The organism is Marinomonas shanghaiensis (assembly GCF_003259175.1).
Classification (GTDB): Bacteria; Pseudomonadota; Gammaproteobacteria; order Pseudomonadales; family Marinomonadaceae; genus Marinomonas; species Marinomonas shanghaiensis.
The window spans coordinates 1-12,841 of the sequence record NZ_QGOK01000018.1 but is presented as its reverse complement, the minus strand read 5'-3'; the positions used below and the strand labels follow the sequence as shown (position 1 = coordinate 12,841).

General features: G+C 44.5%; 15 protein-coding genes. 13 read left to right on the top strand and 2 right to left on the bottom strand.

Annotated features, from left to right (window positions below; genetic code table 11):
- Window positions 1-6: 6 nt before the first annotated feature.
- On the bottom strand, window positions 7-1,431 hold the full coding sequence (gene pabB / locus DKT73_RS14585; protein ID WP_111639289.1) for an aminodeoxychorismate synthase component I: 1,425 nt from the start codon (window positions 1,429-1,431) through the stop codon (window positions 7-9).
- Between the two features lie 151 nt (window positions 1,432-1,582).
- On the opposite strand from pabB, the gene DKT73_RS14580 reads away from it, so the two are divergent.
- From DKT73_RS14580 to DKT73_RS14560, 5 genes are all read left to right on the top strand, one after another.
- A complete protein-coding gene (locus tag DKT73_RS14580; RefSeq protein ID WP_111639288.1) occupies window positions 1,583-2,449 on the top strand; it encodes an alpha/beta fold hydrolase in 867 nt (288 codons plus the stop codon).
- A 76-nt stretch (window positions 2,450-2,525) separates the two neighbouring features.
- On the top strand, window positions 2,526-3,038 hold the full coding sequence (locus DKT73_RS14575) for a GspH/FimT family pseudopilin (RefSeq protein ID WP_111639287.1): 513 nt from the start codon (window positions 2,526-2,528) through the stop codon (window positions 3,036-3,038).
- Complete coding sequence (locus tag DKT73_RS14570; RefSeq protein WP_111639286.1) at window positions 3,035-3,400, top strand: hypothetical protein; 366 nt, start codon at window positions 3,035-3,037, stop codon at window positions 3,398-3,400. Before DKT73_RS14575 ends, DKT73_RS14570 begins: the two co-directional genes overlap by 4 nt.
- A complete protein-coding gene (locus DKT73_RS14565; RefSeq protein WP_111639285.1) occupies window positions 3,393-4,295 on the top strand; it encodes a hypothetical protein in 903 nt (300 codons plus the stop codon). The genes DKT73_RS14570 and DKT73_RS14565 overlap by 8 nt, the downstream gene beginning before the upstream one ends.
- 5 nt (window positions 4,296-4,300) lie before the next feature.
- Window positions 4,301-4,753: a hypothetical protein gene (locus DKT73_RS14560; RefSeq protein ID WP_111639284.1), complete on the top strand. Its 453-nt coding sequence runs from the start codon at window positions 4,301-4,303 to the stop codon at window positions 4,751-4,753.
- On the opposite strand, the gene DKT73_RS14555 is transcribed toward DKT73_RS14560, so the two are convergent.
- On the bottom strand, window positions 4,737-4,997 hold the full coding sequence (locus tag DKT73_RS14555) for a PP0621 family protein (RefSeq protein ID WP_111639283.1): 261 nt from the start codon (window positions 4,995-4,997) through the stop codon (window positions 4,737-4,739). The two genes, DKT73_RS14560 and DKT73_RS14555, sit on opposite strands and share 17 nt — an antisense overlap.
- Window positions 4,998-5,070: 73 nt before the next feature.
- Between DKT73_RS14555 and DKT73_RS14550 the strand changes: the two genes are divergently transcribed.
- From DKT73_RS14550 to DKT73_RS14515, 8 genes are all read left to right on the top strand, one after another.
- Complete coding sequence (locus tag DKT73_RS14550) at window positions 5,071-6,708, top strand: NAD+ synthase (protein ID WP_111639282.1); 1,638 nt, start codon at window positions 5,071-5,073, stop codon at window positions 6,706-6,708.
- A gap of 393 nt (window positions 6,709-7,101) precedes the next feature.
- Window positions 7,102-7,518 (top strand): hypothetical protein, encoded by a 417-nt coding sequence (locus tag DKT73_RS14545; RefSeq protein ID WP_111639281.1) that lies wholly within the window; start codon window positions 7,102-7,104, stop codon window positions 7,516-7,518.
- Window positions 7,519-8,229: 711 nt separating this feature from the next.
- Window positions 8,230-8,832 (top strand): hypothetical protein, encoded by a 603-nt coding sequence (locus tag DKT73_RS14540; RefSeq protein WP_111639280.1) that lies wholly within the window; start codon window positions 8,230-8,232, stop codon window positions 8,830-8,832.
- A 100-nt stretch (window positions 8,833-8,932) separates the two neighbouring features.
- Window positions 8,933-9,670, top strand: coding sequence for an SDR family NAD(P)-dependent oxidoreductase (locus DKT73_RS14535; protein WP_111639279.1), 738 nt, complete (start codon window positions 8,933-8,935; stop codon window positions 9,668-9,670).
- 139 nt (window positions 9,671-9,809) lie between these two features.
- Window positions 9,810-10,190, top strand: a complete 381-nt coding sequence (locus DKT73_RS14530; RefSeq protein WP_111639278.1) for a VOC family protein — start codon at window positions 9,810-9,812, stop codon at window positions 10,188-10,190.
- 418 nt (window positions 10,191-10,608) lie between these two features.
- Window positions 10,609-11,241 carry a type B chloramphenicol O-acetyltransferase gene (gene catB / locus DKT73_RS14525; RefSeq protein WP_111639277.1) on the top strand — a complete coding sequence of 211 codons (633 nt, stop codon included), beginning with the start codon at window positions 10,609-10,611 and terminating at the stop codon, window positions 11,239-11,241.
- A 222-nt stretch (window positions 11,242-11,463) separates the two neighbouring features.
- Window positions 11,464-12,153 carry a hypothetical protein gene (locus tag DKT73_RS14520; protein ID WP_111639276.1) on the top strand — a complete coding sequence of 230 codons (690 nt, stop codon included), beginning with the start codon at window positions 11,464-11,466 and terminating at the stop codon, window positions 12,151-12,153.
- A 117-nt stretch (window positions 12,154-12,270) separates the two neighbouring features.
- Entirely contained in the window at window positions 12,271-12,585 is a 315-nt protein-coding gene (locus DKT73_RS14515; protein WP_111639275.1) for an NIPSNAP family protein, read from the top strand.
- Window positions 12,586-12,841: the final 256 nt, after the last annotated feature.

Genomic DNA, 12,841 nt, shown 5'->3' with positions numbered 1-12,841 from the left:
TACGGCCTATTTCAAAAAGTCTTGTTCTAGAGTATGGGTCAGTTTGCCCACTTTGGTAAAGGTTTCTTGGTATTCTTGCTGGCATTTTGAATCTGCCACTAAACCGCCGCCAGCCCAGCAATGTAAGTTGCCGTGGTCTGCAACCAGTGTGCGAATCGTGATGCTGGAATCCATCTGACCGTTTGCACTGAAATAAACAATAGAGCCGCAATAGGCTGAACGTTCATGAGGCTCTAATTCGTCGATAATTTCCATGGCGCGAATTTTGGGCGCACCTGTAATGGAACCACCGGGGAAACTTTGGTGGAACACTTGAATGGCTTGATCGGCTCGATCAATTCGGCCCTCTACGGTGGAAACCAAATGATGGACGTTGGCATAGGTCTCTAAGGCAAACAGCTTAGGCACCTTGATGCTGCCGGTCAAACAAGTGCGTCCTAGATCATTGCGCAGCAGATCGACAATCATGAGGTTTTCCGCGCGGTCTTTTTCGGAGGCCAGCAACCAGTCGGCATTGGCTTTGTCTTCTTCCGGTGTGTTGCCTCGCGCTACTGTGCCTTTTATGGGTTTGGATTCCACTCGACCTTGATCACATAAGAGAAAGCGTTCTGGTGAATGGCTTAATATACTTTGCCCTGAAGAAAACTCCATATAAGCTGAAAACGGAGTGGGGCAAGCGTCTCTTAGTCTGTGATAGGCAGTGAAGGTATCGCCTTGATAACGGGTGGAAAAACGCTGAGCTAAGTTGACCTGATAGCAATCCCCAGACCGAATATAGTCTTGCACTTTTGAAAACTTTTGCGCGTATTCCGCTTCTGTCATGTTTGACGTAAAAGGCGTTTCTAGGCGGAAAGGTCTTGCTTCGTTTAAGTCATGTTTTACCAGTACATCATCACAAGCGCTGGTGAAGCGATTAATCAAATCAGCCACTTCTTCGTGAGAACACCAAGGCGAACTAATCAATTGAGTGGTTTTTTTCTGATGACAAGTAATCACGGCCCAGCCATAGAGTCCAACATTCAACGTGTCCAACTGAATGTCATGCTCTACTGTATCGGGTAATTGCTCAACAAAATGGCCGCTTTCGTAGCCATAATAGCCTAATAAACCGCCAACGAATGGTAGGTTTTTTGGGGCAGATTTCGCCCAAGGTTCTTGGCAAATAAGATGCATTAATGCATTCATCAGCGTCATTGGATTAAGCGTTGTATCCAGTTGATAAAGCGGTTTGGTATACCAACTAATGGGTTGTCCATGGTCAGCAGGGTGAATGCGAGCCAGTGGGTTGGCGACTAAAATATCAAAATTGGTATCTGGAAAGTGTTGGTGATTACTGTCGAGTAACGCAGGGTAAGGTAAGTCTCGTACAGCAGAAAAGAAAGACAGTAATGACGCCTGATAAGGGAGATTTACGTGTTTGATTTCTGACATTTATTTTAATACCTAGTAATATGAAGTCTGCGCTCACCAAGCCATGTTTATACCCAATAGAGGGAAAAGATAAACGCACCTTGGTTTGGTGGCTGTCACCACGAGCAAACATTGTATGCTTTTAATAAGGGTCCTCACAGGTTAATTACAAGTGTCTGACATTTTTTTTCTTTCTTTACCCAATGCGCGTATAGCGTACCGTCTTTACGAAAATCCACAGTCCGAAAGTGATCGTGTTTGCTTGCTATTACACGGTGCGGGGGTGGCGGGTGAGATTACGTATTCTCCCATGTTGCCGTATTTTACTCAGTGGCGTTGGATGTTGGTGCCGGATTTAAAAGGCATGGGAGACTCTTTTCATCATCATGGTGAAGAGGCGGCAGTGTCGATTGCTGAGTTAACTGACGACGTTGAGGCTTTATTGGCTCATGTGCAATGGGACGATTTTGATGTGGTGGCGTATTCCTTGGGCGGTTTGGTGGCGTTAAATCTCAATTATCAGCGTAGCTTGCAAGGCAAAAAGAAAATAAAAATGGCGTTGTTGGAACCCGCGTCGTTGGACCGTGAAGATTTATCAACCTTGATGGATGTTCGTCAAAAATATCGCCATGCCTCGAAGCTGATTCGTGATACGGGCGATGTCGAACTTGGGGTGGCGAGTTTTATGGATGGCGTTTCGCCGAATCGACGTAAGCATCCTGTGGCAGAAGCTACCACGCAATCTCGTCTTGCTCATCGGCCGTTTGGCTTTGCTTATGCGCTGGATGCCGTGACGGATCATGTGGCATTAATGGCAAAGGAACCGTCTTTGCGTCAGGCGATGATAGACGCCTCAGAACATGTATTTTTGTTTTCAGGCGAATTAAGTCATGAGGCTCTGCGTCAGCATTACGATTTATTAAGTGAGCGAAATTCAGCGTGGCATCATAAGACCCTGAGCGCGTGCGATCATTCTTTGCCTTTTCAAAAACCAAGACAAATTGCAAATCATATTAACAAATGGTTCAAGACAGTTTAGTCTTAGGACTATTCGAGGACAACAAGGTGCTAGACAGGAGGTCTAGTCACTGATTGAGCAAAACAAGGAGGTTTTTATGCATCATCAACGTGGTTTTTCATTATTAGAATTGCTGTGTGTGCTCGCCATACTCAGCATTTTAGCCCATGCCGGTTCAGCGCAGTTTCTTAGCGTTAGTCAAAACTCCCACGATAAAAACACCCTGAAAAATGAAATGAAGCGCTTAGCGCAGGCGCTGACACAAGCACGTCAACTGGCTGTGATGAGTGGGCGTACCAGTTATGTGTGCGGTGGCGTCGACTGCGACGGACACTGGTCTGATGGCTTTAAGCTTTATCAAATGGTATTGGCAAGCGGAGGGCAAAAAACCTATCGGCAAATTCATTTTGATCGCTCATTAGAGGTTTCTTGGCGGGGGTTTCCGGTCAAAAAGCAACAAATCGAATTTCAATCCAATGGTTTATCGAGCTATCAAAATGGGACGTTTGAATTTTGCTTGGGAGCATGGCAAGCCGACATAGTATTGAACCAAAGTGGGCGTTTTTACTTTACAGATCCGCAAAGTGTTAATGATGGGGTGTGCGGATGAAAAAATCGTCTATTCACCATCGCTTAGCCGCGCCACGACAACGTGGTTGGATCCTGTTAGAGGTTATTTTGTGCTTGAGCTTGTTTGCCGTGGTGTTGCATGTTGTGCAGCGCCAGACAGAGACACAGTGGCATTTATTTCAGCAAACTGAACAAGATCGCCAACAAGGCGATTACGAGAAAAAACGCGCCGCGATGACCCAGCTGGTCGGTTCGGCAGCGTGGTTGAATCATCCGCAAGAGTCTATAAAACAAGGCTATCCTGATTGTCAAAAATGCACCGGAGATCAATTGGCACAGTGGTTTCAGACGTTACCATCGTCAAGCGCTAGTGCGCCGCTTGAGGAGCAGAATAATGATTAAACGGCGTCATCTACGCGGCAGTTTATTAATTGAATTATTGCTCGTCTGTACCTTGGTTGCTTTGTTTTTGCCTTTTTTGGTCGTCGCTTTGGTCCGCTTGCAGGAGCGTCATTTATTGGTTCAAACCTATCAAGACCAGCAGGTCATTAAAGCGGCGATTGAGGCGCATTTTCAAGCACAGTGGTCGCGTCTGGTTCCGACAAGCTGTCTGGTGGACGAGTCGTTGTTCTTGACCATTGAATCGGGTATGTCGCCACCACTTCGTTTAGCAACAAGAACGATTGATAAAGAATCAGATTGGTTAAGAGCGGTGGATTATGGTCTGTGTCGTGGCACGGTGACCGTGCACAGCAATCCTTTAGAAACCTCTTTATCTTGTCACTGGAAAGCCGGCGACCATGTACGATTTTCCTCTTGTGACTCTCAGTACCAAGGCCAAATACTCAATGTTTCTGCGCACAAAAGCCGTATTGAGCTGGAGGGCGGCGAATTCGCTGAGCAGGCCATTGGGCAATCTGGCGTGGTGGAAAGCCAAGATGAGTTTTATTGGTATATTTCCGAAGGTAAGGGCGGACAAAATGCTTTTTGGCGTACACCCAAAGAAAGTGGCAATTCATTGGAGTTATGGAGTGGCATTGAGCGTTTGTCTGTGTTTCCACTATTAGATGGCAACCTAGATGGAAAAGTTGATGTCTTGGACACGGGTTATGGGCAATTTTCCCTCGCAAACGTTCGCGGCCTTTGGGTGGAGTACCAATATCGACTTCATGACTGTAAGTCAGAACGGGAGACGCCTTTTGCCCAAGATTATCGCTCTATGCGCGGAGAAACGTGGCGTTATTTTTCTCCTTGCCAGGGGGTAGGGAATCACATCATTGTTTTGAAAGGAATGTAGTCAAGATGACCCATATCGATCTCAGCGGTCAACGAGGTTGGGTGTCCTTGCCAATCATTGCTTTGTTATTCGCCTTGTCCAGTGTATCCATGCATTATCAGCAAGGACTAGAAGCGGGTTTTAAGTGGCGCGGTCAGCTGAATGATGTGACAGAGGAGCAACAAATCTGGACGGATTTTTATCAAGCGTGGGTGGTGGATGCCGATTTTTCTAGCGCGAAGGCGAGTGCCTGCGTGGGGTTTTGTGATTTACAAGACTCGGCCTTAGAGCGTATTTGGCAAAGTAATGACCAATGGGTGTATTACCGTTGGGAACGTTATGTCTCCGTGCCTGACGAATCGGAAAACACACATTTATCCTATCGACTTTGTGCCACACAAAACCAGCAACAATACCGTTGCTGGTGGTGGCAAGAAAGTCGCTTGCTTGCCAGCGGCTGGGTCAGTGCTTCTGGTTGAAGATTTTTAAATGTTCCGCGCTGCAAAATGGACGGGCTTCTTGGTCATGAATCGCATGGGAGCGCGGCGTGAAGGTTTTGCATTCGGTACAGCGAACCATGCTTTCTTGTGCTTCCTCTTTTTTGCCAGACGCCTTCTTTTTCACTTCTTCTGGCGACTGACTGCGTTTAAAAGCGACAAATTGGCGATACAACCACCAACCAATAAAGAAAATAGCAACAAAAACGATCAAACGTACGATCATATACTTTACCTAGCTTGGGTAATTCCAGACAATAACGGGCATATTCTAACAGAGTTCACGAGATAGCAACTGTATGACATTACGAATTGCAATGGCCCAGCTGGATATGCTGGTCGGCGACATCACAAAAAACACCCAATCCGTGATTGATGCGGCATGTAAAGCCCGTGATGAAGAACACGCGGACGTGGTGGTGTTTCCTGAATTAACCTTAACTGGCTATCCGCCAGAAGATCTACTGTTACGTTCTAGCTTAGATACCCGTATTGAATCTGCACTGGCTAAGTTACTGGCCGAGATCCGCGATATCCATGTAGTGGTCGGCTATCCACGACGTATTGATGGCGAACTGTTTAACTGTGCTGGGGTGATTTACCAAGGACAGCTGTTGGTGGAATACGCCAAGCAGGAGTTGCCAAACTTCCTTGTGTTTGACGACAAGCGTTACTTCAGTGAAGGCCGCGAGGCGGGTCTGGTTGATATTAAAGGTGTCAAAGTTGGCTTAAGCATCTGCGAAGACATTTGGCATCCAGAGCCTATCGCACAAGCCAAAGCAGCAGGCGCAGAATTGATTCTTAACCTAAACGCCTCGCCTTACCACATCGAAAAAATGGGCGAGCGCGAAGCACTGCTTCACCAGCGTGCCACCGAAGTCACCTTGCCGATTGTCTATGTCAACTACATGGGCGCGCAGGATGAATTGGTATACGAAGGTGGCTCTTTTGTGGTCAACGCCAAAGGCGAGAAAATCATGCAAGCGCCTTGGTTTGAAGCGGGTTTGTACAGCATCGATATGATCGTTGACGACAGCCAACCCAACAAGGTGGAACCGGTGGCGGGAGTCATTGCGCCAGCATTAGGCGTCGAAGCCAGCGTGTATCAAGCTATGGTGCTTGGCTTACGTGACTACATCACCAAGAATCGTTTTAAAGGCATTGTGCTGGGCTTGAGTGGCGGTATTGACTCGGCCTTGTCTTTGGCGGTCGCGGTAGATGCCATCGGCGCAGATCGCGTTCAAGCGGTGATGATGCCGTACACATACACTTCTTCCATCAGCTTGCACGACGCCGAAGAAGAAGCCAACTTGCTGGGCGTGAAATACAGCGTCTTACCCATTGAAGCCATGGTATCCGCCTTTACCGACGTGCTCGCGCCAGAATTTGAAGGCTATGGCAAAGACACCACAGAAGAAAACCTACAAGCCCGTACCCGTGGCGTCACCCTAATGGCGATTTCCAACAAAAAAGGCTACATGGTACTAACCACAGGCAACAAGAGCGAAATGGCTGTTGGTTATGCGACGCTTTATGGCGATATGGTGGGTGGTTACTCCGTCCTAAAAGACGTCTTCAAAACCTTAGTCTTCAAGCTTTGCCGCTACCGCAATACTTTAGGCTACGTTATTCCGGAACGTGTCATCACACGTCCACCTTCTGCGGAACTGGCGCCAGACCAAAAAGACGAAGATTCTTTGCCAAGCTACGACATCCTCGATGAAATCTTACGCATGTACATCGAAGAAGACCAAAGCGCCGAAGCCATACTCGCGACCCAGAAATTCGACCGAGAAACTGTCTACCGTGTGCTTCGTCTTGTCGACGTCAACGAATATAAACGTCGCCAATCCCCAACCGGCGTTCGCATCACCGCCCGTGGCTTTGGACGAGATCGTCGTTACCCGATAACCAATGGCTGGCACATCGGCGAGTAGGGCTTTTAAAAAAGCGTTCAAAACTTGTTCTGCGCCTTCCCTTTGAAAAAAGGGAAGGCGTTTTCTTTGGGTTCCATTCAAAGGCCTTGTATTCCCGACCTTTATTCTTCCCTGAAACGCCATAGGGTCGCGCAACTTCGTCGCGTCGAACTGGCTTCATAGTGAATTCAACAATAGGCACCAAAGAACGTAGGTCAGATGAGACGAGGCACGAGGCGTAATCTGACGCTGAAAGCGACGCTTTTACATGTAGGTCGCCTCTAGGCCGAAAATCAGCTGTTGTTGAGTTAATAATGAAAATGTATTTTGTAATGCGGAATGGACTCTGAGCTGTTTATAATGGACTAACAAGACACCCATTTCAATGGACTTTAGCTTTCACAGGAGTGTAATTTGAGATTCACGATTTTTTGTATTTTTATTCTGGTTGCAACCCATGTAATGGCTGAGAATGATATTACGTATGAGCATTCTGGCACTGTAGGTACTTCAGTAACTGCTACAAGCCAAGAAGGGTTTAACTGCGCAAAAGCCGCTGGCAAGGTTTATCTTCTTTCAGAGCTTCCAGTATTTTTCTCAGCAGAGTTTGGCAAAGCAGGCCTGCTCAGAAAAGAACATTCAGGCAAATATAAATTGGCACTAGTTATCGATGAAAACTCAGATATCATAGGCTACCAAGTGGCTGAGAATACAGACAAAAACTCACTTTTAGTTAAAACAATCCTAAACTTAGGCTCATTACCACCACTTAGCTCATCAAATTCATGTGTTGCTGGTAAGCCTTTCATTTTTGAGTTTACCATCACGTGAAAAGCTAACAAGTCAATCAACTACGCGCCTGCTGCGTCGGACGCAGCAAAGCTGCGCTGGTTGTGACTTAATGAGACACCCATAGAAACTTAATGATAAAAAAACTTAACAAGATACCCATCATAACTTGACGATTTTTTTATACGAACTTTTAGTGTGGATGTCTTTTAAAAGGATCTCTTTTAAAAGGATCGATAGCGAATTCAATAATAGGCACCAAAGAACGTAGGTCAGATGAGACGAGGTACGAGGCGTAATCTGACGCTGAAAGCGACGCTTTCATTGTTCAGGAGGTCGCCTCTAGGCCGAAAATCAACTGTTGTTGAGTTAATAATGAAAATGTATTTTGTAATGCGGAATGGACGCTGAGCCGTTTATATCAGCTGATAGACACTATTAGATCATAAGGCCTGAGGTAATCACTTGCCTTGCGGGTCAAATCGCGCTACAAGAGGGCAATCAAAGAACCAACATAGCGGCGATCAAAGACGATCTGCAGCGGCTTCGTCCAAACAGATTTTGGTATCTAGCGAGTTATCTAACAGGGAAGTCCTACCATGAAAAAAGCCAATTCCCTATATAGACAAAGCAGCCGTTCAACAGTGGGTAGCCGCAGCTACGCTGCCGTATAACCCTTAATTGTTATGCACTACAGGAGTACACATGTAAGAATTTATCACTGCGGTTAAACCATATATAGAAATTGTGTACTTGCTTAGTGCACCACTTCTTGCCTATTTTGCTTTTAAAGCTTTAGAACAAATAAAAGTAGGGAAAAACGCAACAAAAATTCAAAGCCAAAGGGATTCTATTAGATTGGCAGCTGAACGGTGCGAGTTTTTCCACAAGGAGGTTGAGCCGGAAATAAAGAAGTTTTTTGGTTGCCTTAAAGAGAAAGAGATTGATTTTCTAGAGAATTGTGAAGTTCACATAGAAAAAGACAGAATAAAATTTAAGCCGTATAAAAATGAAGAGTCCCTACAAAAGTTAGTTGATGAGCTTGATAGTTTTGTGGCGCTTTTTAATAGGCTTGAGCTTTTTTCAATGTACTTCACTGGTAGAATCGCAAATGAAGAATTTGCTTATTACGCTTTGGGAAGTACCTATTGTAAGCTGGTTGAAAGACTTATTCCTGTGCTTATGATGAGTATGTTTAAAGATGAATGTAAACATATTATGTCACTGTTCTTAATTTGGTATCCGCGTTTAGAAAAAATATCAGATGAGAAGAGAAAGCAAGAGCTTAAAAAAGAGCTTTCAGAATTGAGTGAAAAAGATATTCAGGACAAAAAAGTGAAGCCTTTAGGTGCATAACAAAGCGCTACACACGGATAAATTACTCGCTGGCGCTCCTAAATTTCCGCAGAGCACGGCGTTAGCCGTCAAAGTACACGAATAGGAAAGGAGTCTTAAATTGAAAATCGCACTAGTCACTGGTGGTTCAAAAGGAATCGGTTTGTATTCAGTTCTTCGGCTCGTGAAGCAGGGGTATCAAGTTGTTACGTGCTCTCGCTCGAAGGAGGTTTGGCTAAATGCCATGCAAAAATATCCAGAATTAAAACCTGTCGATTACCAGTCGGTTGATATAGCCGACGAGCAACAGCTAGAAGGTTTATTTGCTCATATTGCAGACCGCTACGGGAAGTTGGATGTAGCGGTCAACAGCGCTTCTCCGGCTCTTGCTTCTAGAGGCTATCTGCCACAAGTTGATGTATCACTTCTCAAAGAAACACTTCATGTGGATTTTTTGTGTCAAGCTTTGTGTTTAAGGTCCGAACTGACACTAATGGAAGCAGGCGCATCCATAGTAAATGTAAGCTCTGTAAATGGTCTTAGACCAACACCTAATGCATCAATGTATAGTGCTGCTAAACATGCCCTTGAGGGGCTGACTAGATCTGTTGCCCTAGAAAGCATCAAATCTGGCGTTCGAATCAATGCGGTTGCTCCCGGTGTAACGTGGACTCCCCGGTGGGAGGAAAGGCAACTTGAAAACTCTAATATCCGCGCTGATGTTTCTGATGTAGTACCAATCAATCGCTTTGGAGAAATCGACGAAATCGTCAATGCAATTGAATTTTTATTATCAGATAAAGCCAGCTATATCGTCGGCCACACGTTGGTAGTTGATGGTGGGCTATCGTTGGCATGAGCGGCTAACAAAGCATTTAAGAGTGATTCAGCACGCTTGGCATTTTGGGCTTGGGTTTAGTTCTGTGATTATGATGCTGATCTCGGGTTATGGTAGAGTTGTTCCCTTCTTAATTAGGCATTATACGCTAGGAGTTTAAATGGAATTGAACCAGATTACTTTGCCAGTAAAAGATATGGATGATGCTGTTAACTTTTATCTAAAACTTGGTTTCACTCAAATTGTCGATACGCCGCATTACTCTAGATTTTCTTGCCCAGAAGGGAACGCTACTTTCTCCTTATCTCTCGAATCCGATGAGTTCGAAAATAGTTCTGTAATCTACTTCGAGCATGAGAAACTTGATGAACTGTGTGCTGATTTGTCTCAAAGAGGTTTTCAATTTGAACAATTACCGACAGAACAAAGATATCTGTGGAAAGAGGCCATTCTTAAAGATCCGTCTGGTAATAAAATCAAACTTTACTGGGCAGGTGAGAATCGTTTAAACCCTCCTTGGAAAGTCGAGAAGCGCATATAACAAACGTATTCAATCGCTCGCTGGTGCGCTAACACATGAGCTGCGTTTACCCGTTCCTAATTTGAGCCCACGTGTTATCGCTTTTATGTGAGTGTTAAGGGATCGGGTGAGTCTCGGGTCAGTGTGTACAAGATTGAAATATATGACGGCCAGTTTTGAGGAGACTACATGTTAACCGAGTGGATGAGAGTATTTTGCGAATTTTTTGATCGAAATGCATCGCAAATAGGTGCGGTAATGTACGCAGAAGGATGCTGATGGAAAATGGGGATTGGTTAAGAATCACCCCTTTCCTGATTGAAGTGATGTTACGTAACAAAGCAATTAAATTTGCTCCCTTCGGTCGTCCAACGCTCGCTTGCGCGGTTTATTGTTGCTTAAGCAAAAATGTTGTTGCAAATTTTTGGTGTGAAATTATATGAATAACTATTTCGAGAGTCCGTTTAAAGGAAAACTTCTCACTGAACAGGTTAAGAATCCGAATATTCAGGTGGGGCGCTATAGCTATTACTCAGGCTATTATCATGGGCATTCATTTGATGATTGTGCTCGCTACCTTCTGCCTGATCGTGATGACGTTGATAAACTGATTATAGGGAGCTTTTGTTCCATAGGCTCGGGCGCTTCTTTTATCATGGCTGGTAATCAAGGGCATCGATATGATTGGGCTACGTCATTTCCTTTTTTTTACATGAATGAAGAGCCTGCGTTTTCAGGGGCCATTGATGCTTTTCAGAGTGCAGGTGATACCGTTATAGGAAGCGATGTATGGATCGGTTCGGAAGCTATGATCATGCCGGGTATAAAGGTTGGTCATGGCGCGGTTATTGGTAGTAGGGCTTTGGTGACCAAAGATGTAGAGCCTTATTCGATTGTTGGTGGCAATCCGTCAAAAGAGATAAGAAAGCGGTTCTCAGAGCAGCAAATTTCAATGTTACTAGAAATGCAGTGGTGGGATTGGCCATTGGAGCAGATTAAAGAAGCCATGCCTCTTTTGTGTTCGTCCGACATTGCGGAGCTCTATCGTGTATGGCAGCGTTCAAAGATATAAGCTAGGTGATGCATTTTGCCGTATGTCATCTTAACTGACGATTCTTTTAAACGCCTGAAGATAAGAGTGGCACGAATGAAGGATTATTTGAAAAGTGAGCAAGTTTCTTTTCAAGCTACTAGGATAAACGTATAACAAATGCATGTTGTCGGATGGTTTTTCCGTTGCGTTCTGAACTAACTACCAACATAGGTGTTAGGGATAATAAAGGAGAGATCTAAGATGAAAGAAATTATTTCCGGAGTAGTGGCACTTTTAATTGGGGCTGGTGGCGCTTACTTTTTCCAAGATAGCAAAATTAAGCAGCTAGAAGAGAGAATTGATGCGCTTATCACTGGACAAGTTCCTGCTTATGGAATTCTATCAAGAGTCAACAGAGTAGAATTAGAAAAGGCAAGCAGTCCATTTAGTTGCAAACTGCAAGATGGTGGTTTTCCTAGTTTTAAAGGGATTATTCGCTATTTTTGGGATTTTGAGTATGCCTACGGAATTATTGTGCCACCCAATTATGATTGGGAAGTAAAAGATCTTGGTAATGGTGTTGGTCAAGTATTAGCGCCGAGTTTACAGCAATTAAGACCAGCAAAAGTTGAATTCAGAGATTTTGATGAGATCAATGAAGCCAGTGGTGATCGCTGGGAGCGTATGTATTACGATGCACTTAAGGTTGCGAAAGAATGGGTCGAGTACACTGGGAATTTTCGCCTAAGAGCGGATGAGAATTTATGGAGTGATTCCAAGGTATCCTTGAGTAACATGTTGCTTCCTTTAGTAAATCAGGCGCGAAAGTCTGCAAATAAGTCTAGTTTTAGTGCTCTTGAAGTGGTTTTTAATGGTCAGCCTACCTCGTTCGATGCCAAAGCCCTTTCGTTACCAAAAGAATGCAAATCAATACCTGGTATGAATAATTAGTGGCATATGAAGAGCTAGTGGGTGAAATATCTTTTAACAAAGCATTACAGCGGACAAGCCGCTGAATGCGGCGTTGCCTAGCCCACAAATTCAAGAAATTAGAAGGAATTAGTGTTTATGATTACTTGCTATGTCAGGTATGTGATAGATCCCAAGAAGGTTAGGGAGTTCGAAGAATACGCGAAAATGTGGATTCCGCTCGTTGAGAAATTTGGTGGTCAACACAATGGCTATTTTCTGCCATCTGAAGGCGCAAACAATATTGCTTTGGCTCTTTTTACATTTGAAAGTTTGTCTGCTTACGAGGATTATCGTATTAAGTCTCAAAATGACGCGGAGTGTATTAAAGCTTTCGAATTTGCTGATAAAGTGGATTGCATTATCAGTTATGAGCGTAGTTTTTTTAGACCTGTACTGGCTGAAAGGAAATGAAAGCGTTGCTTTCAGTGTCAGATTACGCCTCGTTCCTCGGTTCATCAGACCTACGTTTTTGGGTTCCCAAGATAATGTAATGTACAAAATGAAAGCGTTGCTTTCAGCGTCAGATTACGCCTCGTTCCTCGTCTTATCAGACCTACGTTTTTGGGTTGCCAAAATAATGTGATGTCCAAAATGAAAGCGTTGCTTTCAGCGTCAGATTACGCCTCGTTCCTTGTCTCATCAGACCTACGTTTTTGGGTTCCCAAGA